Annotated in this window: 12 protein-coding genes and 2 pseudogenes; 8 read left to right on the top strand and 6 right to left on the bottom strand. The window is 42.8% G+C overall.

The genetic code is table 11. The features are described from left to right. A partial coding sequence (locus G1O98_RS10100; protein ID WP_163928675.1) for a DUF1565 domain-containing protein occupies positions 1-944 on the bottom strand: 944 nt, incomplete at its 3' end. Between the two features lie 364 nt (positions 945-1308). Between G1O98_RS10100 and G1O98_RS10095 the strand changes: the two are divergent. Together G1O98_RS10095 and G1O98_RS10090 are read left to right on the top strand one after the other, a co-directional pair. After that, positions 1309-2187 (top strand): annotated as a pseudogene (locus G1O98_RS10095) (ATP-binding cassette domain-containing protein); the annotation flags it as partial. Positions 2188-2257: 70 nt separating this feature from the next. Next, positions 2258-3637 (top strand): HlyD family efflux transporter periplasmic adaptor subunit, encoded by a 1380-nt coding sequence (locus tag G1O98_RS10090; RefSeq protein ID WP_163928674.1) that lies wholly within the window; start codon positions 2258-2260, stop codon positions 3635-3637. A gap of 219 nt (positions 3638-3856) precedes the next feature. Here the strand turns inward: G1O98_RS10090 and G1O98_RS10085 are convergent, their stop codons facing one another. From G1O98_RS10085 to G1O98_RS10075, 3 genes are all read right to left on the bottom strand, one after another. Continuing rightward, entirely contained in the window at positions 3857-6238 is a 2382-nt protein-coding gene (locus tag G1O98_RS10085; RefSeq protein WP_163928673.1) for a phosphoketolase family protein, read from the bottom strand. A 215-nt stretch (positions 6239-6453) separates the two neighbouring features. After that, positions 6454-7266, bottom strand: a complete 813-nt coding sequence (rimM, locus tag G1O98_RS10080; protein WP_175586613.1) for a ribosome maturation factor RimM — start codon at positions 7264-7266, stop codon at positions 6454-6456. A gap of 121 nt (positions 7267-7387) precedes the next feature. After that, the gene (locus tag G1O98_RS10075; RefSeq protein WP_163928672.1) at positions 7388-8671 is read right to left on the bottom strand and encodes a valine--pyruvate transaminase; all 1284 of its coding nucleotides are present in this window, start codon (positions 8669-8671) and stop codon (positions 7388-7390) included. A gap of 362 nt (positions 8672-9033) precedes the next feature. Between G1O98_RS10075 and G1O98_RS10070 the strand changes: the two genes are divergently transcribed. The 4 genes and pseudogenes from G1O98_RS10070 to G1O98_RS10055 all read left to right on the top strand — a co-directional run bounded on the left by G1O98_RS10070 (position 9034) and on the right by G1O98_RS10055 (position 12061). Beyond that, the gene (locus G1O98_RS10070; protein WP_163928671.1) at positions 9034-10143 is read left to right on the top strand and encodes an S-(hydroxymethyl)glutathione dehydrogenase/class III alcohol dehydrogenase; all 1110 of its coding nucleotides are present in this window, start codon (positions 9034-9036) and stop codon (positions 10141-10143) included. Positions 10144-10539: 396 nt separating this feature from the next. Continuing rightward, positions 10540-10887: pseudogene (locus G1O98_RS10065) on the top strand (HAMP domain-containing sensor histidine kinase); the annotation flags it as partial. Positions 10888-10974: 87 nt separating this feature from the next. Continuing rightward, on the top strand, positions 10975-11538 hold the full coding sequence (locus tag G1O98_RS10060) for an HD domain-containing protein (protein ID WP_163928670.1): 564 nt from the start codon (positions 10975-10977) through the stop codon (positions 11536-11538). A gap of 82 nt (positions 11539-11620) precedes the next feature. Continuing rightward, positions 11621-12061: a thermonuclease family protein gene (locus G1O98_RS10055; protein ID WP_228058405.1), complete on the top strand. Its 441-nt coding sequence runs from the start codon at positions 11621-11623 to the stop codon at positions 12059-12061. A gap of 100 nt (positions 12062-12161) precedes the next feature. Here G1O98_RS10055 and G1O98_RS10050 read toward each other — a convergent pair whose 3' ends face one another. Next, positions 12162-13205, bottom strand: a complete 1044-nt coding sequence (locus G1O98_RS10050) for a low specificity L-threonine aldolase (RefSeq protein WP_163928669.1) — start codon at positions 13203-13205, stop codon at positions 12162-12164. Positions 13206-13953: 748 nt separating this feature from the next. Between G1O98_RS10050 and G1O98_RS10045 the strand changes: the two genes are divergently transcribed. Beyond that, entirely contained in the window at positions 13954-14736 is a 783-nt protein-coding gene (locus G1O98_RS10045) for an ABC transporter ATP-binding protein (RefSeq protein ID WP_163928668.1), read from the top strand. A gap of 114 nt (positions 14737-14850) precedes the next feature. Beyond that, the gene (locus G1O98_RS10040) at positions 14851-16290 is read left to right on the top strand and encodes an MlaD family protein (protein WP_163928667.1); all 1440 of its coding nucleotides are present in this window, start codon (positions 14851-14853) and stop codon (positions 16288-16290) included. 601 nt (positions 16291-16891) lie between these two features. Here G1O98_RS10040 and G1O98_RS10035 read toward each other — a convergent pair. Next, positions 16892-23005 carry an SdiA-regulated domain-containing protein gene (locus tag G1O98_RS10035; protein WP_163928666.1) on the bottom strand — a complete coding sequence of 2038 codons (6114 nt, stop codon included), beginning with the start codon at positions 23003-23005 and terminating at the stop codon, positions 16892-16894. Positions 23006-23042 lie beyond the last annotated feature (37 nt).

The following is a 23042-nucleotide window of genomic DNA, read 5'->3' as shown; positions in this document are numbered from 1 at the left end:
GTTGGGGTTGGCGTTGGTGTTGGTGTTGGTGTTGGTGTTGGTGTTGGTGTTGGGGTTGGTGTCGGCGTGGGAACCGAACTATCTGCAAACTCTATACTTCCCGCGACTTTAGACGCATCTATTTTATTTCCTATAGAAACCAGCTTGTTGGAACTGGCATTTTGCAAATCAAATTTACCGTTATTGCGTAAAGTATTACCTCCTAAGTTATTAGTACTGCCGATATCCGGTAGGGCAGTTCCAATTACTGTGATACCATCATCAGTGTTATTTTCACTGACATTGTTACGTAATAGAGGACGGGCACTACCAGAGATGACAATCCCAGAACGGTTTTCGTAAATTTTGTTATCTCGAAGGATGGGTGATGCAGTATCACTAATTGCGATGCCAAAACCTGTTTTGAAGCAGGTATTACCTTGAATTTGACCTTTGGAATTTTTAGCGATCGCAATTCCATTGGCTGCATTCTCACTGAACAAATTACCTAAAATAATTGGGTTTGCCTCACCTGTAGCAAATACTCCCTCCCGCTTACAGTTGGTGAAAGTGTTATTAGCAACAGTAGGAGCAGTTGATTCAATCCAGACACCACTACCACGGCTAGCCAGATTTGTTACAGTTACCCCTCTGAGTTCGGCTTTATCTAGCAACACAAATGTGACATTCTGAGCAGCGAAAGTACGGCTCAAGTAGGTACCACTACCTTCAATCAAAATGCCCTTGCCAGTGTTTGTTTCATTACCCAGCACTGTCACACCAGATGGAACCGTTAGCGGAAAGACTTCACCGCTAGAAGCATTGTAATTACCATCTGCCAGTTGAATCTTGGTATCAATAGTAGCTACCTTAAGGGCTTGGGTAATAGTTTTGAAAGGGGCTTGTTGACTACCAGCGTTGGTATCGCTTCCTGATGCTGGATTTACGTAAAAAGTTTGAGCCATATTTATACTTTGATAAAATACATAGCTATCCTAGCGCTAACCATGAAAGTGGGTAGCGTTTGATGCGTTAAGTAACTTAAAGTACTTCTCACTGCAAAGTGAAAAACTTATGCAAAAGCATTTGTATAAATTTTTATTCTCGCAAAAGCTATTAAAGAAGGATAATTTGCAATACCTCTTTTAGGGAACGAGAATTTATTACACGCTCAATCCAGCACTCAAGATTGGGCGGGAATAAGCTTATCGATTCTTATAGAAACGCATTTACCATCAAACCTTCTTTGCACATATCTATTGCATTGATATAAACCTACTAATACTTCCCTTTTTCTGTATTCACATAAGTTGTATTTTGTCAAAACAAATTAGATTAGTAGATGAGTTTATCACTTCCCAAATAGTTATTCAACGTCTGACAGAAGTTATTGATGCTACCCCAGAAGATGAAAATGATTTTCAAAAGCAGTGGGTAGAAATTCCTGCTAATGCAGATATTACCTGCACAGAAATTAATTTTCACCACACAGGTAGAGTTGATTTACTGCAAGATTTTTCTGTAACTATTCCTGGGGGACAAGCAATTGCTCTAATTGGTAAATCTGGCTGTGGCAAAAGTACCATAGCAAAATTGATTCCTGGTTTATATACAATTCAATCAGGCAATATTCGGTATGGTTTTTATAACCAGCAAGATATATCTTTGGAATGTTTGCGGCAACAGGTGGTTTTAATACCACAAGAAGCCCATTTTTGGAGTCGGTCTATTCTGGATAATTTCCAATTTAGTTATCCTCACCTTAGTTTTAGAGACATTATTATCGCCTGTCAGATAACTGGTGCAGACGAATTTATCAGCGAACTACCTGATAAATATCAAACTGTCTTAGGAGAATTTGGGGCTAATCTTTCTGGTGGACAAAAGCAAAGATTAGCTATAGCTAGAGCTATAGTTACTAACCCACCTATTTTAATTTTAGATGAGTCTACCAGCGCCCTCGATCCAGTGAGTGAAGCAGAAATACTAGATAGGCTTTTAGAGTATCGCCAGGGTAAAACTACCATTTTGATTAGTCATCGTCCTAGAGTTATCCAGCGTGCAAATTGGATTATTTTTCTAGAACAAGGACGGTTAAAAATTCAAGGAACAGTAGAAGATTTGCGACAATTTGATGGAGAGCATTTAGACTTTTTGGATGATGTAACTTTGAGTCTTTCAGACGCGATAAATCGCGTCTCTAAATGATGATTTTGGGCTGAAATAAACTGTGTTGGCTAATATTTTCACCTATTTTTCAATTTTGAAGTGTCTAACTATGGTTAACGTTCACAACACAGACTTTTTACAACCAATTCAAACAGATGAATTTCTCCCACCGATTAGTCGTTGGATTACCTTTGGTGGACTCTTTGTCCTGTGCGTTTTGGGACTAGCGATTCCCGTCGCCACAGTTGCCAAATATAAGGTGACAGTGAAAGGGCAGGCAGTTGTCCGTCCATCTGGGGAATTGCGAATTGTGCAGGCGGCAACTGAAGGCCAAGTTATGCAGATTTATGTCAAAGAAAATCAAGTTGTCAAAGCCGGAGATGCGATCGCCATTATTGACGACTCTCGCTTACAAACGAAAAAAAGCCAACTGCATACTAATATTGAGCAAGCGAAGTTGCAGCTAGTGCAAATCAAGGCTCAAATTCAAACGTTTAACAGTCAAATTCGCGCCGAAACTGCTAAATTTAACCGGATTATGACTGCTAGCGAGGCGACATTAAGCGATCGCCAGCGCCAATATCAGGATAAAAAAATTACCACTGTGGCTGAATTCCAAGAAGCTCAAGCTAATCTCCATTCTACTAGGGCAGCTTTGAATGCAGCGAAGTTAAAGCAAAAGCGATATGAGAGTGTAGCGGAAGCATTGTCTAGGGATAAATTAGAGGAAGCACAGTTAGCTACAAAACAGCAAGAACAAGCAGTATCTGCTGCGATCGCTAAAAAGCAACGTGCAGAAGCAGCCTTAAATCCCAGTCATGCAGAAATAGAAATTGCTACTGAGCAGATAGCTCAACAAAAAGCCGCAGGTGAAAGTAACAAAGCCGCTTTAGACAAAGAACTGCAAGGAATGATCAAGCAACGAATTGAAGTAGAGAAACAGTTAGAGCGTGATACTAGGGAACTCAAGCAAGTGGAAATTGAACTTAATCACACCACTATCACTGCTACTGCTGATGGTATCATTTCTCAGATAAACTTGCGTAACCACGGTCAAACTGTGCGTCCTGGCGAAGAAGTCTTGCAGATTGTCCCCAGTCATGCAAAGCAGATTGTCAAGGCAGTAGTGGCATCTAAAGATAAAAGTAAGCTCAAAATTGGTCAACAAGTTCAAATGCGCGTTAGTGCTTGTCCCTACCCAGATTATGGCACTCTCAAGGGTAAGGTGGAGGCGATTTCTCCAGATGCTATGACTCCCTCAACAAATAGCACAAATGGATCTCCTGCTCATACCAATACCACTCCCAAAGCGGCTGTCCCAGGTGCTTTTTATCAGGTGACTATTGAGCCGGAAAGTCTGGTTTTAGGTAAAGGCAAAAATCTGTGTCACATTGAATTGGGAATGGAAGGTAGAGTGGATATTATTTCTCGTGAAGAAACGGTACTGCAATTTTTCTTGAGAAAAGCTAGGTTAATTACAGATGTGTAATGCTAAACGAAATAATTACAATTTCAGGACTTGAAGTTTTTTATAAATTATTTCTCGTTAAATCTTTTGTTTTTCTCAGCGTTCTCTGCGCCTCTGCGGTTAAAAATTAATTATTTTAACCGCAGAGGCACTGAGAACACAGAGAGAAGAGCGTTAAAATAATTCGTAATTCATAATCGAATTTTCACTACGAATTACAAATTACGAATTAGTAATTAGTTAATAGGGCCACTTCCAATCACGAATTTCCGGCACATCGTCGCCGTACTTCTCAATGTAGTGCTTGTGTTCGATCAGCTTATCTTGCATCTGCTGTTTCACATAAGCTGCGCTAGATCCTAGTTTGGGTACGCGATCGATTACATCAATTACTAAATGGAAGCGATCTAGATCGTTGAGAACAACCATATCAAAGGGAGTGGTGGTAGTTCCCTCTTCCTTGTAGCCACGCACATGGATGTTTTTATGATTAGTGTGGCGATAGGTTAGGCGATGAATCAGCCAGGGATAGCCATGAAAGGCAAAGATAACGGGTTTGTCGGTGGTGAAAAGTGTGTCAAAATCTTTTTCACTCAAACCGTGGGGATGTTCGGTTTTTGGCTGGAGTGTCATCAAATCGACTACGTTCACTACCCGCACTTTTAAATCTGCGAAGTGCTGACGCAGGATATCTACAGCCGCCAAGGTTTCTAAGGTAGGAATATCCCCAGCACAAGCTAGCACTACATCTGGGTCGCCGCCTTCGTCGTTGCTTGCCCATTCCCAAATGCCGATGCCTTTGGTGCAATGCTTGATAGCGGCATCTATATTGAGATATTGCAATGCTGGCTGTTTTCCAGCAATGATGACGTTAACATAGTTGCGGCTTTTTAGACAATGGTCAGTTACCGACAGCAGAGTGTTGGCATCAGGGGGCAAATAGACGCGAACAATCTCGGCTTTTTTGTTAAGTACATGGTCGATAAAACCAGGGTCTTGGTGAGAAAATCCGTTATGGTCTTGTCGCCAAACGTGAGAGGTGAGTAAGTAATTGAGGGAAGCGATCGGTCTACGCCAGGGAATATGTCTGGTGGTTTTCAACCATTTGGCGTGTTGGTTGAACATAGAATCAATGATGTGGATGAATGCCTCGTAACAAGTGAAGAACCCGTGACGACCTGTGAGGAGGTAGCCTTCTAACCATCCTTGGCAAGAAGTTTCGCTGAGAATTTCCATCACCCGACCATCGGGGGAAAGGTGGTCATCTTCAGGGTAAATCTCGGCTTCCCAAACCCGGTTTGTAACTTCTAACACAGGGTCTAGGCGATTCGATGCTAATTCGTCGGGGGCGAAGATGCGGAAATTGCTACTTTCTTGGTTAAGTCGCATGATATCCCGCAGGAATTTGCCAGTCACTTTGGTAGCTTCTGCGATCGCTTGCCCTGGTTTGAGAACATCTACGGCATACTTTTGAAAGTCGGGCATTTTCAGGTCGCGCAGCAAAAGACCGCCGTTAGCGTGGGGATTGTCACCCATGCGTCGATGACCTTTGGGAGGCAGTTCTGCTAGTTCTGGAATCAGTGCGCCGTTAGCGTCGAAGAGTTCTTCTGGGTTGTAACTCTTCATCCAATCTTCTAGGAGTTTCAGATGTTCTGGCTGTTTAGCGATATTCCCAAAGGGAACTTGGTGCGATCGCCAAAAATCTTCGGTTTTTTTACCATCCACTTCCTTGGGCCCTGTCCAACCTTTGGGGGTTCGCATCACAATCATCGGCCACTGGGGACGTTCAGTGAAACCATGTACGCGGGCTTCCCTTTGGATACTTTGAATTTCGGCGATCACTGTTTCTAGAGTCGCCGCCATCTGCTGGTGAACATCTGCGGGATCTTCACCTTCTACAAAGTATGGTTTGTAGCCGTAGCCTACAAATAAACTCTCCAACTCATCATGGCTAATCCGTGCCAATGTCGTTGGGTTAGCAATTTTATACCCATTCAGGTGCAGAATCGGCAGTACAGCACCATCACGTACCGGGTTAAGAAACTTGTTGGAATGCCAGCTAGTTGCTAAAGCACCTGTTTCAGCTTCACCGTCACCGACAACAGCAGCAACAATTAAGTCAGGGTTATCAAAGGCAGCACCATAAGCGTGGACGAGGGCATAACCTAGTTCCCCGCCTTCGTGGATAGAACCAGGGGTTTCCGGTGCAACGTGGCTGGGAATACCACCAGGGAAAGAAAATTGTTTGAAGAGTTTCTGGATTCCTTCAGCATCTTGGGAGATGTTGTGGTAATACTCGGTGTAAGTGCCTTCTAGGTAGGTATTGGCTACCAGTCCAGGGCCTCCATGACCAGGGCCAGCAATATAAATCGTGTTGAGGTCATATTTTTTAATGACCCGATTCAGATGAACATAGATAAAGTTCAGCCCTGGCGTTGTTCCCCAATGCCCTAAGAGTCTGGGTTTGACGTGTTCCAGCTTTAGGGGTTCTCTTAGTAGCGGATTGTCGAGTAGATATATTTGCCCAACGGAAAGATAGTTAGCTGCACGCCAGTAGGCGTTTATCTTTCGTAATTCTTCATCTGTTAAAGGCTTTGTTTGTGGAGTCGTTGCTAATGTCATTATCGACACTCCATTCCAAAAGGTTTTTGATGAGTTCATCAGTAAGCAATTATACTTGTTTTCAATATGATTGCCATCTATCCATGATGAATTTTTCCAGCCTTTGTTATCAGATTCCTTCGCTTTAGGTACAGAATGGAGAAGCGATGAATTATGAGTTATGAATTATGAAATATTCTCCGCTTGAAAAATCTGTTGAGCAGTTAATTAATGACCTAATTATTTATTTCTAATAACCCAGGCGGTGGCGTAATTTCAATCCGATTAGATTTCAAATCTACGACTGGTGCGATCGCTTCCACAAATGGAATCAAAACCGTCGTTTGCTTTTTGTCACTTGTACTGAGCGAAGCCGTTGGCGTAGCCTCTCGTAGAGAAGTATTTGTCATTTGTCCTTTGTCAGTGGTAAAAGATGGGTGTAATTTTACTTCTAACAAATCATTGCCGGCGGCGATGATGTCTACCACCGTACCAACGAGTTCGCCAGATTCTTGCATAAATACTTCCAAGCCAATCAAATCTAGGACATGATATTCATCTTCGGCTAATTGGGGGCGATCGCTCACTGGCACCATTAGTTTACAACCACGCAACGCCTCCGCCTGATCGCAAGTTTTCACACCAGCTAATTTGATCACATACAAGTTTTTGTTACTGATATAACGTCCTGTTAATAATTCGATTGGTTGTGGTTCTGTGCCATCTAAACGCAACAACCAACGTTTTCCCGGCACTTCAAATCTTTCGGGAAAGTCAGATACAGGATAAACCTTTAATTCTCCAGACAATCCTTGAGGGGAAACAATCTTACCAATTTCTAACCAATTATCGAGATTAGGGACTAGGGATTGGGTATTGGGAACTACGGGTTGGGGATTAGGGGCTGGAGATTGAACATTTTGAATTTTTGAATTTCCTCCTACTCTCTTGCCCCTCTGCCTCTGTGCCCCTCTGCCCCTCTGCCCCTCTGCACCTCTGCCTCTGATCTCTTTATTAGCTTCTTCTTTATTAGCTTCTTCGTGTTTCATTTCCATTTTTCCTACTAGTACAACACGGCGGAAATAAACCACCCCTTCTAAATCAATGAAATGCTTACACTGTATTCATTTTTAGTTTTTAATTTTTAATTTTTAATTCCGCCTTGCAGTACTAGGCAGTCACCGCCGCACCTTTATAAGCTTCTTCAGCCACTTTTGCTAAACGTTGCATAGCAGTGGCTATCTCTTCATCCGTACCCGTGAGGCTGATGCGGAAACATTGATGCTTGTGCGCCCACTCTTCATCTAAACCGGGGAAGAAGCTACTTCCTGGGACAATAATCACACCTACTTGCTTAACTAGCTGGTAAAATTCCCAGTCTCTCATGGGTAAATCTTGTAACCACAACCAAGCAAAAATTGCCCCTTCACCGCGATGAAGGAACCAAGGTAAATCCTTAGGCATCGCTTGTTCTAAGCTGGTTTCTAAAACGGTAAACTTATTTTGGTAAAAAGGACGGATGACAGTGTGAGAAATTTCTACTAAAGCACCAGAATTGATTGCATAAGCTGCGATCGCTTGGCCGTAACGTGAAGAATGGAGACCAATATTTGCCTGGAAACACTCCAGTACCTCAATCCACTTTTCATCCCCAATGGCAATACCAACCCTTTCTCCTGGTAATCCGGCTTTCGATAAACTCATGCAGTGGAGGATGTTATCACCAAACACTGGTGTCATTTCGGTAAAGTTCAATGCTGGGAAGGGAGGCGCATAAGCCGAGTCAATTAACACGGGCAGATTGTAAGGTGCAGCTAGGGCAGCAATCTTTTTCACCTCATCCTCAGTGAGGACATTACCAGTGGGATTACAAGGGCGAGAGAAGAGGATACAACCCGTATTTTCTGAAATCGACAGTTGGCTGAAGTCGGGGCGATATTTAAATCGGTGGGCGGCTTCATCAATATCGAGAGTTGGTTTGTAGGCAGTTAAAGCTTTTGGAACTAAGGAGAGGCCGCCGTAACCTGTGTAGTCAGGGCTGAGGGGCAAAACGATTTGTTTTAACTCGCCGCTAGGGGTATAGCCACCGAAGCTATTCACAGCGTAGAAGTAGAGGGTTTGACTACCGGGGGTGATGAGAATATTGCGATCGCTTAAGTTTAACCCGTAGCGTTTGTTAAAGTCGTTTGCGATCGCTTGAATTAATGGTGCATAGCCCTGACTTGAACCGTAACGACAAACTACCTCACCATATTCTGGACTAGCCAAAAGCTGTGCAGTACAATCCCGCCATAACTGCTCTACTTCTGGCAAAATCAACGGATTACCAGCACTCAAATTAATAAATTGCTGCCCTGCACCCCCTCTTAATGTCTCGATAATATCCTTCATGATTGCTCTTACGCCAGTCAGGTTGGACATTTGAGCGCCAATTTGAGTTAGGGCAGGGTTCATAAGCTGTGACAAAATAATGTATTAATCGAGAGGTGGACAAATTATTTGGGGGTTACTGCTGACATCTAGTTTACATCGTTGCCAAAACAGCTGTCGCCGCCTTAACCAATCTAGCGAGAGAATGATATTTTAACAAAGTCAGGACTTACACAAAAAATAGCCTAAACTTTTATTTCCCGATAGGGTAATTCATGTAGATGCATTCGCGAAGCGTCTCGTAGAGAAGCGGCTACACTACGAGTACTCCGTTGGAGAACTCGGCCTTACCGCGTGTAGTTTTGCGTAAGTCCTAAATGTGAAAGAATTCCCGTTTTGAACCACGGCGGATAACGTCAAATAACTATATATAGGAGGGGCTGAGGTTGCAAGTTAAAGCAGCAGTGGCTTACAGCGCAGGTAAGCCGTTAACGATTGAAACCGTTCAACTATCGGGGCCACAAGCTGGCGAAGTGTTAGTTGAGGTGAAAGCCAGTGGGATTTGCCATACCGACGCTTTTACCCTATCTGGTGACGATCCCGAAGGTTTATTTCCGGCTATTTTGGGGCATGAAGGCGCTGGTGTGGTGGTAGAAGTAGGCGCTGGTGTCACCAGTCTCAAACCAGGGGATCATGTGATTCCCCTCTACACTCCCGAATGCCGCCAGTGTGAATATTGTCTGAGTTTCAAAACTAATCTTTGTCAAGCCATTCGCTTAACTCAAGGACGCGGTGTCATGCCCGATGGCACCAGTCGCTTTAGTATCGACGGGCAGATGATTCATCATTACATGGGTACATCCACCTTTGCCAACTATACAGTGTTGCCAGAAATCGCTCTGGCAAAAATTCGGGAAGATGCCCCATTTGAAAAGGTTTGTTACATTGGCTGTGGTGTTACTACTGGTATTGGCGCAGTTATCAATACTGCCAAAGTGGAACCAGGAGCAAATGTAGTGGTTTTTGGCTTGGGTGGTATTGGCTTAAATGTCATCCAGGGAGCGCGGATGGTAGGGGCGAATATGATTGTCGGGGTGGATATTAATCCCAGCAAACGCGCTTTGGCAGAAAAGTTTGGCATGACGCACTTTGTCAATCCCCAGGAAGTAGAGGGTGATTTAGTTCCCTATCTGGTTGACTTAACAAAAGGCGGTGCTGATTACAGTTTTGAATGTATCGGTAATGTCAAAATTATGCGTCAAGCATTAGAATGCTGCCATAAAGGTTGGGGTGTCAGTGTAATTATTGGGGTTGCTGGTGCTGGACAAGAAATCAGCACTCGTCCTTTTCAATTAGTAACTGGGCGCGTTTGGAAAGGTTCAGCATTCGGAGGTGCGAGAGGACGTACAGATGTGCCGAAAATTGTTGATTGGTATATGCAAGGCAAAATAAATATTGATGATTTAATTACCCATGTGATGCCCATTGAACAAATTAATGATGCTTTTGAATTGATGCACAAAGGTGAATCAATTCGGAGTGTGGTGACTTTTTAGCTGTTAGATTCAAAGCTTTTTATTAAAATAAAATTAACAGTAGGAAAGTATATCTGTCAGTTGTGTCAACTTAAGCTAAAACACAAGATAAAATCTCGTGTTTTAGCCTAAATAAAATTTCAAAATTCCAAAATTAAATCTTATTTTTTCGCTAACAACTCTGAGATAAACCTCGTCTACCTTGAGAACCGTAGTTTTGTAGGTTAGGTGCAGCGATAGCGTAACCCAACATAAATTGCGATCGCACTTGACATTCAAGACAGTCGCTACATAAATATATCTTTTAAAAAACTCTAGGTTTCAACATAGATGAGGTTTAGATATAAATAAATTTAACCATATCATCGTAAATGGAGCAAACTCAAGCCAAGCGATATCTCTGATGGATTAAGCTAAAAAATTTTGGGGGATAAGGACAAACTTAAACAAGTATTTATTAACATTCTTCGTAATGCTTGCGAGGCAGTTGAACCAGGAGATATTATTAAGTGGAAAGTGGATTGTTCTCATATAAATAAAGTCTATATTAATGTCCACAATGGCGGCGAACCAATTCCATCAGAATTTCGAAGTAAGCTTTCTCAGCCATTCTTCTCCACAAAACCTTGTGGAACTGGGCTAGAGCTTGCTATTACCAAACGCATCGTCAATGCTCATAATGGGGAACTGTCAATTTGTTCTGATCTTTTAACAGGTACTATCGTAAGTATTCAATTACCTGTAGTTCCTTTTCAGAGCTTTTGATTGATATCAAGTACTTCTTCTGCAACGGTTATCCTATTTAGGATTGCGATACATAGCATTGCATCACTTAATGAGAAAAATCGATAAATGGAAAAATATCAACTCAGCGCAAAAAACTGGTCACAAGAAATTTATATTAAAGCCTTAAAGAAAGCAGCACACGCACATCAAGGTCAAAAAATGGCAGGTTCAGAAATACCTTACCTCATGCACTTAAATCTTGTGAGTATGGAAGTAATTGCAGCCCTAAGTGTAGAAACAGAACATGATGGAAATCTTGCTATTCAATGTGCTATTTTGCATGACACAATTGAAGATACTAATACAACGTTTGAGGAAATCAGAATTGAATTTGGTGAATCAGTAGCTAATGGTGTACTTGCACTGACTAAAAATGATAATTTAGCAAAAAATCTCCAAATGACAGATAGTTTACAAAGGATAAAAAAGCAACCAAAAGAAATATGGATGGTGAAATTAGCAGATAGAATCACTAACCTGCAAGCACCACCACATTATTGGACTCAAGACAAAATCATTCGATATCGAGAAGAAGGTATTCAGATTTATGAAGCTTTGCAGGATGCAAGTCCATTTCTTGCTTCCCGCTTGGCAAAGTTAATTGAAGATTACAAAGCATTTATCAATTAAATAGTCTTTTGTGAGTCAAATCACACTAGCAATCTAAGCACTGCAATAACATGATATTCATGCATAAATTCTTACATACAAAATGATGGAATTACTTGAACTCATGTTGGTGCTAGCTACAGTAGTTGGTGTTACAGACGGAAACGCAATTTTAGTTAAAAATAATGCCGGACAGACAATTCCAGTCAGGCTAGCGTGTATTAATGCACCAAAGGCGGTTGGACAGGTGTATACTTTAGCAGCGACACAAAGGTTAAAACAGCTACTACCACCTAAAACTCCTGTTGTGATTAGAAGCATAGAAAAACTCGAAAATGGTCGTACAGTTGGTGAAGTGTTTGTGGATAATCGGTCAGTAAATCTCCTTTTGGTAGAGTCAGGTAATGCTGTCGTTGACAGAGAATCTTTACAAAATTGCTACGAAAGCAAAACCCAATATTTAATTGCAGAAGCTAATGCTAAAAATAAGCATCTGGGATTGTGGCAGCAATCAAACATGCAATTGAAGTTTCATAGCAAGTAATATCAAATCTGGTTGTTTGCGAGCAACCTCAGATGTAATTGATATTAGATACCCGAATTTTAAATAAATCGGATATCTAGATAACACCAATTTTTACCAATCAGATAGCTATGATTGCTTTTTTAATATCATCAATCAATTCATCAATCCTTGATTGTGTAGTGTTCCAAGAACACATAAAACGTACTCCTCCCACACCGATAAATGTATAAAACTGCCAGTTGTTTGCTTTTAAGGTGTGAATGACTTGTTCAGGTAATTTCACAAATACGGCGTTGGCTTCTCTCGGAAACATCAAGTCAACGCCTTCTATATTTAACAGTTGATTTTCTAAATATTCAGCACATTGATTAGCATGCCTAGCATTTTTTAGCCAAGCACCAGTTTCTAATAAACCCAACCAGGGAGCAGAGATAAACCGCATTTTTGAAGCTAACTGACCTGCTTGCTTGCATCGATAATCAAAATCTTCTGCTAACTCTTTGTTGAAGAAAAGAATCGCTTCACCTAATGCCATTCCATTCTTAGTACCACAAAAGCATAATACATCTATTCCAGTTTTCCAAGTAATTTCAGCAGGGCTTTTATTCATAGCGGCAACTGCATTTGCAAAACGAGCGCCGTCCATGTGAATTTTTAAATTATACTTTTTCGCTACTTGTTTAATTTTTAGAAGTTCTTCAATAGAATATAAAGTTCCTAATTCAGTTGATTGGGTAATACTAATAACTTTAGGCTTTGGATAATGAATATCAGTGCGTCTAGTGACAATTGCTTCTATCGATTCTGATGTTAACTTGCCATTTTTCCCTTGAGCGAGTAAAAGTTTAGAACCATTAGATGCAAATTCAGGTGCGCCACATTCATCTGTTTCTATGTGAGATGTTTCATGGCAAATCACACTATGATATGACTGGCAAAGGGCAGCTAAAGATAAAGAATTTGCGGCTGTACCATTAAAGGTGAAAAATACTTCACAATCAATTTCAAAGAGTTCCCGAAAATAATCTGTTGCTTTTTGAGTCCATTCATCATTCCCATAAGCTGGAACACTACCCTGATTTGCTCTAATCATATATTCCAGTGCTTCTGGACAAATACCAGAAGAATTATCACTTGCAAACTGTTCTAAGTTGCTACTCATCATCTCTACTTTGATTTTTCTTAGTAATTATTATAATATTAGTAAATAATTTTTGTAGTTGACAACTACAAGATTTAGGAAAAATATTAATATCTCAAATTAGATAATAACTCTGCTAATGACAATAACTTCAGATGGCAATACTGCTCGGGTTTTGCATTTTTAACTCGGAATTGGGTTTGGGGAAAAGGTTAAAGGGTAAAGGTTAAAGGTTTTTATTTTCCCTTCCCGTTTTCCCCTTAACCGACAAGTATTGCTTCAGATAGTAATCAATTCAATATTTGTAGAGCAATCGTAAATTATTTTTAAATAACTATAAGCCTAGCTTTTAAAATAAGTTAGTAGTTCGCAAAATTTTATTTTCAAAAATAGTATTGCTATATCTTACATTAAACAGTTAATTATTTCTTGGCTTTTGTTTGAGTAGTTATAGCCTCTAATAGGATGAATATATTATTAAATGGATTTGCTAATGTCCACAGAAAACTGGAGTCTTAGTTTCCCTTTACTGAGACATTAAGTTACTACGGTGTATTTCTCAGCTTTGGGTTGAGGAGATTTTAGGACATTGAAAATGGCAAATAAGTAAATATTATGCTAAAAAAATAAAGTTCGCTAATTAGAACGCCAATCATATACTTATAATGTACTATACAATGCCCTGCCAGTAGCTTGCTTCCTTGTAAGGGTACAAATTGGGGAACCTGCCCAAGGCACCGGCTCACCAATGACTAATGACTAATAACTAATGACTGAACCATTGATTGAACTAAAAGGTGTTTCTAAGTCCTTTGGTAGCCATAAAGTTCTAGATAATGTAGACTTGACCATTTACCGGGGAGAAGCACTAGGGATTATTGGGCCATCAGGGACTGGTAAATCAACAATTCTACGGGTAATGGCGGGGTTACTTGCTCCTGATGAAGGAGAAATTTATGTGCAAGGAGTGCGGCGGGACGGTTTGATTGAGGATGGTGGACAGCCAGTTGGCATTGGTATGGTGTTTCAACAGGCGGCGCTATTTGATTCGCTGACGGTGGAGGAGAATGTGGGATTTTTACTTTATCAAAATTCAAAGCTGCCGCGATCGCGCATTCGAGATTTGGTAAAAGAAAAATTGGAGATGGTCGGTTTGCCATCAATAAGCCACCTTTACCCAGCCGAACTTTCCGGGGGAATGCGAAAACGGGTAAGTTTTGCCCGTGCAATCATGTCTAACCCCGATAATCCGTCAGAAGGCCCAGAAGTTCTATTATACGATGAACCAACAGCCGGACTCGATCCTATTGCCTCAACTGTAATCGAAGATTTAATCCGCTATTTGCAATGTTTGAATGGAGTTTGTAGTACATACGCTGTTGTTACCCATCAAGACAGTACTATTCGCCGTACTGCTGATAGACTTATATTTCTCTATGAAGGTAGAGTGCAGTGGCAGGGTACAGTTAGTGAGATATACAACACAGAAAATCCCTTGATCAAACAATTTATGAGTGGAAGCGTGCAAGGGCCGATTCAAGTCGTCGGTTAGAAACTGAAAAGTGAAAAGTGAGGAGTGAAAAATGAGGAATGAGAGTTAAATTCAATTCATAACTCCTAACTCAAAACTCCCAACTCATAACTAATTATTGGGTAGAGGAAAAATATGCGAGGTCTTATGACAAGCCGCTTCGCGTCTGGGCGAACATTTAGAGAAGGCTCTGTGGGGTTGTTGCTCCTGGTAGGACTAGGAGTATTTGGGTTACTCTTTTTGTGGTTAAATAGATTTACTGCTGCTGGCCGTTCATACAAAATTATTGTGGAATTTGCTAACGCTGGCGGAATGCAAAAGGGAGCAATAGTTCGCTATCGAGGTGTTAAAGTAGGAACTATTTCTCAGGTTCTACCAAAAGCGAATGCGATTGATATAGAAATTGAAATTGCCCAAACTGACTTAATTATCCCCCGGAATGTCGTGGTGGAAGCTAATCAAAGTGGATTAATTAGCGAAAGTATTATTGACATTACACCAAAAACAACTTTACCTGCTGGGGTTGTAATTGCTAGACCCCTAGATAAAAGTTGCGATTCCAGTCTGATTGTCTGTAATGGCTCTCGCTTAAAAGGTCAAATTGGCATCAGTGTTGATGAATTAATTCGCAGTTCAACCGATCTAGCCTCATCATACAATGACCCCAAATTTTATAGAAATGTCAATAGGGTTCTAGAAACTACCACAAGTGCAGCATCCAGTTTTACTGAGCTAAGTCAGGATTTACAAGGTTTGACTAAAAGCTTGCGACAACAACTAAATACATTTTCAGCCACTGCTAATTCAGTACAACGAGCGACTAACCAACTTAATACATCTGCAAATGAAACAGTAAATAAATTCGGTACAACTGCAACTCAAGCAAATCGTTTGCTCAACAACCTGGATAATCTTTTGACAACAAATCGTTCTTCGCTGGTTGGCGCTTTAAATAATATCACCGAAACCAGCAACCAACTACGTGTTACAGTCAGTAGCCTATCACCATCTGTCAATCGATTGACTCAAGGAGAATTACTCAACAATTTAGAAGCTCTTTCAGCAAATGCAGCGCAAGCCTCAGCTAATTTACGCGATGCTTCTAAAACTTTAAACGATCCCAAAAATGCGGTGCTGCTGCAACAAACTTTAGATTCAGCACGAGTCACCTTTGAAAATACCCAAAAAATTACATCTGATTTGGATGAATTGACAGGCGATCCTAATTTCCGAAAAAATTTGCGGCAATTGGTGAATGGTTTAAGTGGTTTAGTCTCTTCTACACAAGATATGCAGCAACAAGTACAAGTTGCTACTACTCTAGATTCGGTCAAAGCTGCTGTGAGCAAACCAAATAATCTAATTCCTACCCCAGCACAAACCCAACAAGCAATGTCTAATGACAAGTCACTACCTGTCTATGAAGTTAATCCTTCACCTGCTAATTTTGAAAGTAGTGATATCAGCCTTCAACCAACCCTCAGTCCGTCTATTCCTAACTCATCTCAAGAAGTCTTGTTAAAACAGCTGCGGGAGTATGGTAAGCAACGAGAGCAACTGGAGACGGAAAAATAGGCAACAGACATCTCCAGAAATTAATGATGCTTGACTTGAAACTTTTGTAGAGATGTTGCATTGCAATGTCTCTACATTTTTTTTCACCAGATGTTTAATTTAATGTGAGCTTGAACTACCCCTCGCGCCTCTTGAGCGATCGCTCTACAGAAAATCCAATACCTTTCGGTTAAGATCCCCCCGCCTGCGGCGACCCCCTTAGAAAGGGGGTAGAAGAGGGTCATAAGCCCTCTTTTTAAAAGGGGTTGGGCGGATCTTCAAAATATTAAAACGTTAACCGAACCGTATTGGAAAATCTGTCCCTCTCCAACTCAGAAAGGGACAGACTTAAACTTGAGTATTGCGCTATTGGGTGCGTTAACGAAGTAACGCATCATTTTGATCTAGTAGTCTGCCAACCCAAAAATGCTGCGTGATGGCTGGGTAAAGGGGAAGGTGAGGCCCCCACGAAGTGGGGATAGGGGGCAGGGGTAAGGGATTTGAAACCTTTCCCCCTTCCCCTTTACCCTTTACCCCGCCAAGTTCACTTGGCGAACTACTAGCCTGTCACAGTACGTTAAGCAAAGGCATAACGCACCTTTTTATCTTAAAAAAAGTAGACTTAGACAAATACGAACCGAGTATCTGTTGCCAAATTGCGGTTTAATCCGCTTTCCACAACCGCAATTAATTCTAATTGCGTCCCATTATTGGCGAAAATGCCCACAGCTGAACTACTAAATCCAGATACTGATGCTGACCCCAAGAAGTAATTGTCAGCAGATCCTTTCAGCTGAATCCGATCGGTTGCTTTGAAGCTAACAATATCGGCGTAGTCACCATTGCCAGATTTGGCATAGAAAACTGAACTAGCATCACCCAAAATGTAAGTATCTGCACTTTGAGCGCCGTTGAGTTGGTCAATTTCGTTTGTACCACCTCCCCAACCAATCAGGTGGTCATTGCCACCACCTCCAGCCAGGATATCATTGCCAAGTCCACCTAGAAGGGTGTCATTATCTGCTCCACCATTGAGGCTATCATTACCTGCTCCACCTTCGAGGCTATCATTGCCTCCTCCACCGAGAAGTGTGTCATTGCCAAGTTCACCTAGAAGGATGTCATCGGCAGCTCCACCATCGAGGATGTCATTACCTGCCCCACCTAAAAGTGTGTCAATGCCATCGTTCCCCAAGAGGGAGTCATTACCGCCCTTGGCATCAATGTAATCATTGCCTGCTCCACCACTGAGTGTCTCATTGGCATCAGTGCCGATGACGCGATCGTTGCCACCTAGAGCATTGAGTACGCTCACACCAACAAGTTGGTCGATAAAGATAATGTCGTTGCCAGATGTCGCTTTGTTATTGGCAACAGTCAGGTCAAAGGTATCGCTAACACTGCCACCTTTGCCATCAGCAGCGGTAACAGTGACGGCAAAAATGCCAGCTTGGGAGATATTGCCGAATATCAGACCCGTGTTAGCGATATCAGATCCAGTGGGTAAGCCCGTAGCAGTGTAGGTAAGGGTGTCGCCTTGATCGATGTCAGTAAATTTGTCACCGACGTTGAAAGAGAAAAGCTTGCTTGTGGAGATGATTCTGTCTTCAAGGGGTTGCACTACCGTCGGAGCATCGTTGACACCAATGACGCTGACGTTAACGATCGCTGTAGATTGTAAACCTTTACTGTCTGCGATCGCATAGCTAAAACTATCAGTTGCAGTCTGCCCTTGGGGTAGAGAGTTAAAACTGGAGGCAGTATAAGTCAAGTTTTGAGTGTTTTGGTCAAATAAAACTGTCCCTTTTGTGCCTGTGGTGTTCACGGCAATGATGTTTTTCGGATCTCCAGCATCGGGGTCAGTATCGTTACTCAGTAATGTGCCATAGAGATTAGATGTTGTTGCATCTTCGGCAATGCTGACTGTATCATTTACGGCTGTGGGGGCTTGGTTTGCAGGCAGATTAAATCGAGCCACACTAGGGTCGTGATCGCTATCTTGATCGGCAAATTCTGAGTTGACGTGAACGACATCATAGGCATCTAGCTTGCCAAGCAAGTTGCTACTAACTAAAAGGTGGTCGAGTGTTTGGGCATTGCCTTCAAAGTTGTAGGTGTAACGCTCATTTGCTGGCAGAGTTTCAATTAAAGAAGTCAGTCCAGCGCTTTCTAGAGTAGTGACAGGGTTGGAGAACTCAAAGTCATTCAAGTCACCCGCTACTACTACATTGGCATTAGGGTTGATGGCTAAAATACTTTGGACAAAGTTTTTCACCAAGGTAGCTTGTTGCTGACGCTGCACTTCGCTGGTGAGAGTTGGCGGTTGATTCACGCCAAATAATGGTTGGTCGCCACCTTTAGAATTGAAGTGGTTGCCAATTATATAAACAGTTTCACCCTTGAAAGTAAATTCACCAACTAACGGCTTGCGACTGCTAGTAAAAGCCGAGTTGGTGGGGTCAATCAAACCAGGACTATCAGAAAGAGTAGGAACACCAGAGACGTTGGTGACTGTGGTGCTGGAGGTGGAAGTACCACCGGGGCGATCTACAAAGTTGACACGAGCAGGATTAAACAAGAAGCCCACTCGGATATTTCCCCCAGGTTCACCGCCATTTGTACCGTTTACTGGGTCAATTTGGCGATATTGATATGTGGGGCCACCAGCAGCAATAATTGCATTAATTAATGTTTGGAAGGTGGTGCTGGCATCAACTACGCCATTATTCGTTGCCCCATTATTGTCCTGAATTTCTTCCAGACTAATGATATCTGGTGATTTCAGATTATTGACAATGCGGCTGGCAAGGTTGTTAAACTTGGTTGCCCCATCGCTGGGGTCAAGGTTTTCGACGTTGAAAGTAGCAACTGTCAATTGGTCAATGGTGGGAGTTAAATTAGTGACTTCTCTTTGCAGGGTACTGTTCTGTACTACTGTGGGAGCAGCCGATACTAAAACTTCATAGTTGCTAAAGTCGTAGTTAACGACACCAGTAACAGTGCTAAGTTGCGTACCAACATTAATCTCAGGTAGCACTAAGGCATTGTTGAGATCGTCGATCTGAATCCGCTCAGGATTGAAGTCTGAGGCACTAATTAGGCTACCACCGCGAGCTGTGCGCCCAGTGGCATTTGCCCCATTGTCTGCTAATATCCAAATTTCCTGTGATGTCCCAAAGTTTCCAGTGGGTGAAGTGGAGACTGGGTTATTAACCTGTACTCGCATTCCTTCTAAGCTTTCGTAGAAGTCGATGCCATCCTGGGCAGGGTCAAAGGTGGTGGTTCCAGTTTCGATATTCCCAGTAGTATCGTTATCGATTACTGTAGTTGGGATAGTTCTGCCGCCATTACCCAGAATTGTGGCAGTTGGCAAAGAATTACCAGTGGAAACGGTGACAATTGTGGGGGTAGTAATTTGTGTTACCGTCAGGTTATTTGCATTATTACCGGGACGAAACTCCGTGACTGTTCCATTGACTAATATGGAATCGCCAATGGATACAGTTGGTGCTGCTGAGGTGAAGACGAAAATACCTTCAGAAGTGCGATCGTCGCTATCTGGGTTGGGGTCTTGCAAGTAAAAACCGTTACTAGCTGTAGCCGTGACAATTCCCGCTACATTGCTAACGGTTTGACCTCTCAAGGGTGAGATATGCGCCGCGCCTTGAATGTCGTGAATCCGAATTGCGTCATCATCAGCGATCGCCACTGTTGCAGTAGCAGTACCTAGAGTATAGTTGGCGCTGCTATTTAGAGTCAAAGTGACGGTTTCAGTTCCTTCAATTGTCGGATCATCTACAGGTGTAATGGTGATATCTACAAAGGATTCTCCGGCAGCGATCGTTGCTGTGCCTGTTAGGGTTGGTATGTAATCTGCGCTTGTGGCTTGTCCAGCACCCGTGGCAACATTGTAATTTACCGTCAAGGCATTGGTAGTACTGCCTGTACGAGAGATGCGGAAGGTACCAGGATCAGTGCCAGCTTCGGCGGCGTTGGCATCTTGGGCTGCGATCGCAATTGTGGGTAGAGACGAAACAATAGTCCCTGGAGAGCCGATTTCCGTGCTTGAATTTACAGCTACGAATGCACCATTGATTCCCACAGCGCTCAGTGTTGCGATCGTGGCATTGTTTGACAAGGCGGCATTATCGAAGGTGGCAAATGGGGCTGCGGCTGGAGATGCTCCAAAAACTACATTAGCCTGTAAAGCACCAGTGGAATTATAGATATTCACCGCATCACCACCCGTACTCAAGCCTATGCCCGAACCAGAGTAGTTGCCGATCTTCAACCCGGCTGGTGGGTTTGCGCCGAACCAGTTGGATAGGAAAGTAGGATTGACGGTAGCTCCTTCAAGAAAGATTACCGATTCACCTGCACCGATAGTTGTAATACCGCTCAAGGCGACAGAGAAGGCGAAGCTATTCGAGTTGTCGTCAATTTTCCAGCCGGTGATATCTACGGCGCTCAAACCCTTGTTGGTAAGCTCAAACCAGTCTGCACCGACGGGCGAATTGCCACTACTCCAGGGAGCTACTTCAGTGATGAAGATACTGCTGGTGGTGGGATTCTCATTTACATCGGTGACTGATAAGCTAAATGCCGTAGTTGCGTCTGGGTTATTGCCAACGGTGGTGTCATTTACATTGACGCTGACGTTGTAGCTGGTCTTAGTTTCAAAATCTAGGGTGGTTCCCGCTTTCAGGAACAAAGCATTGTCCGTAATCTCAAAGGAGTTGGCATCTGCACCAGTCAAGCTGAGGGTATTTGTTCCCAAAGCGTCATCACTGACGATAATGTTGGCGACTTTAAAGGGAGTTACAGTACTGGTGCTTTCTGACAAGCTGGTGACGGTATTTGCAAGGCTGACAGCTACAGGGGCTTGATTCGCATAGATAAATGAGGACGGTGCATAGACCCAAAGTTGAGGGTGATCGATATCACCTCCGCCATTCTCGTTAACGACATAAATCAATCCATCCTTGTCTACCGTGATTCCTTCATTCCCCTGATCCACAACGGACAAAGGATTACCTGCATCGGAGACGATGGTTAATGAGCTAGAGATATTTCCAGTGCGATCGATGTTAACAATCTTGCCTGATTCTTGGCTTAAGATTAGCAGATGACTTGAGTCGGGTTGCCCGTTTAAGGCTGATATATTCGACAATGCGAAAACATCTGCGAAGTCTGCAAGACCAGCCAAAGCTGGATCGAAAAGGTTGGTCGAGTTGACTGTGGTGAGTGAACCGTTACTTGCAGTTCCCGCCGCAAAATCGATGTTTGTTTGAAAAATTCCTTCGGGTGTAATCTCCTTAACTGCGATGAAGCCACCAGTCTGTGGGTCATAGGAGATACCTTCGATGCCAATATTTCCGACCGTTGTACCGAGCTTTACGGTTTGGACGTTGCTTCTGGTAAGGGTGGTTCCTGGGGTATATGTAAACAAATTAGCCTGTCTATCTCGCTCCTCGATCAAGACAAACTTACCGTCACCGACATAGGTAAGCCCTTCTGTATCGTAGAATTCCGTTCCTTGGGGACTGCTGCCAGCAGCTAGCGTCATTGAGTCGATTAATTGTCCCGTCTTCGATACTTGCACGATCGCTCTGCCGCCATCGCCGACAACGAACAGCGTGTCGGTATCCTTGTTATAGGTAACTGCCGAGACTTCTTGAGCTAGTAAGCTGTTAGTTGGTGCAGTGGTTCGGGTAGGTTCGGGTAGGTCGTAACGTCCGATGCGGACGTAGGTGGAGAGATCGATGGAACTTACCGCCGTATCGTTGTCAGCGATCGCCACTGTTGCAGTAGCATTACCCAGAGTATAGTCGGCGGTGGTATTCAGAGTCAGAGTGACGGTTTCAGTTCCTTCAACTGTCGGATCGTCTACAGGTGTAATGGTGACATCGACAAAGGATTGTCCGGCAGCGATGGTTGCTGTGCCTGTTAGGGTTGGTGTGTAATCTGCGCTTGTGGCTTGTCCAGCACCCGTGGCAATGGTGTAATTTACCGTCAAGGCATCGGTGGTACTGCCTGTACGAGAAATGCGAAAGATGCCAGGGTCAGTGCCAGCTTCGGCGGCGTTGGCATCAGTGGCAGCGATCGAGACAGTGGGGGTTGATGCGGCGATCGTAAAATTCGTGGTATTTGGAGCAGTTGTAGTATAATTACCATCAGTTTGATCAACCGTCCAGTTGTTAACATTAAAGACTGAAGATTTATAGTTTGCAAAGCTAGATTGTCCAGTTCTAGAGCCACTATATTCACCATAGTCAGCACTAGTTCTTAATACTATTGCGTTAACTCCAACCGTTAATCCTGCATTTGCAATTGGATCACCAGGCGTTACAACATCTCCCGATGATACCGCAGTTAAAATCGTAGTTGGAGCAGCTGCGCTAGAGCCAAGAAAAGCATAGATAACGTCACCACTTGCAGAGAGACCGTAGTTACTGCTACCTGATACCGTGGCACGAGAGAGAGTTCCAACTGATGCAGCAAGGGTGGCAATATCAACTCCAGTAAAGCGAATTACTGTACCAGCATTTATCGTACTAGATCCTGATGTCCATTGATAATAAGACTCACCAGTGTTAAAAGCTGTCGTGCTAATAGCTTCATTATCAGTGAAATAAATCGTCGTGTTCGGATCTATATCTACAAATGTAACAATAGACCAGCCATCTTCATCAGCATTGAAGGATATAAAAGCAATATCCCCTTGTGTTAAAGCCATAGGAATTATTTAACCTCTTTAGTTTGTTTCAGATCCT

Source organism: Nostoc sp. UIC 10630 (genome assembly GCF_010747425.1).
In the GTDB taxonomy this organism is placed as follows: Bacteria; Cyanobacteriota; Cyanobacteriia; order Cyanobacteriales; family Nostocaceae; genus Nostoc.
Note: the sequence above shows the minus strand (reverse complement) of the source record. Positions and strands in the feature narration are given on the sequence as shown.

What these genes read in the sequence shown, in the direction of transcription:
- G1O98_RS10055 (WP_228058405.1), top strand. Translation starts at nt 11,621, where the DNA reads ATGATGGAATTACTTGAACTCATGTTGGTGCTAGCTACAGTAGTTGGT.
- G1O98_RS10085 (WP_163928673.1), bottom strand. Translation starts at nt 6,238, where the DNA reads ATGACATTAGCAACGACTCCACAAACAAAGCCTTTAACAGATGAAGAA.
- G1O98_RS10075 (WP_163928672.1), bottom strand. Translation starts at nt 8,671, where the DNA reads ATGAACCCTGCCCTAACTCAAATTGGCGCTCAAATGTCCAACCTGACT.
- rimM (WP_175586613.1), bottom strand. Translation starts at nt 7,266, where the DNA reads ATGAAACACGAAGAAGCTAATAAAGAAGAAGCTAATAAAGAGATCAGA.
- G1O98_RS10040 (WP_163928667.1), top strand. Translation starts at nt 14,851, where the DNA reads ATGCGAGGTCTTATGACAAGCCGCTTCGCGTCTGGGCGAACATTTAGA.
- G1O98_RS10050 (WP_163928669.1), bottom strand. Translation starts at nt 13,205, where the DNA reads ATGAGTAGCAACTTAGAACAGTTTGCAAGTGATAATTCTTCTGGTATT.
- G1O98_RS10045 (WP_163928668.1), top strand. Translation starts at nt 13,954, where the DNA reads ATGACTGAACCATTGATTGAACTAAAAGGTGTTTCTAAGTCCTTTGGT.
- G1O98_RS10090 (WP_163928674.1), top strand. Translation starts at nt 2,258, where the DNA reads ATGGTTAACGTTCACAACACAGACTTTTTACAACCAATTCAAACAGAT.
- G1O98_RS10035 (WP_163928666.1), bottom strand. Translation starts at nt 23,005, where the DNA reads ATGGCTTTAACACAAGGGGATATTGCTTTTATATCCTTCAATGCTGAT.
- G1O98_RS10060 (WP_163928670.1), top strand. Translation starts at nt 10,975, where the DNA reads ATGGAAAAATATCAACTCAGCGCAAAAAACTGGTCACAAGAAATTTAT.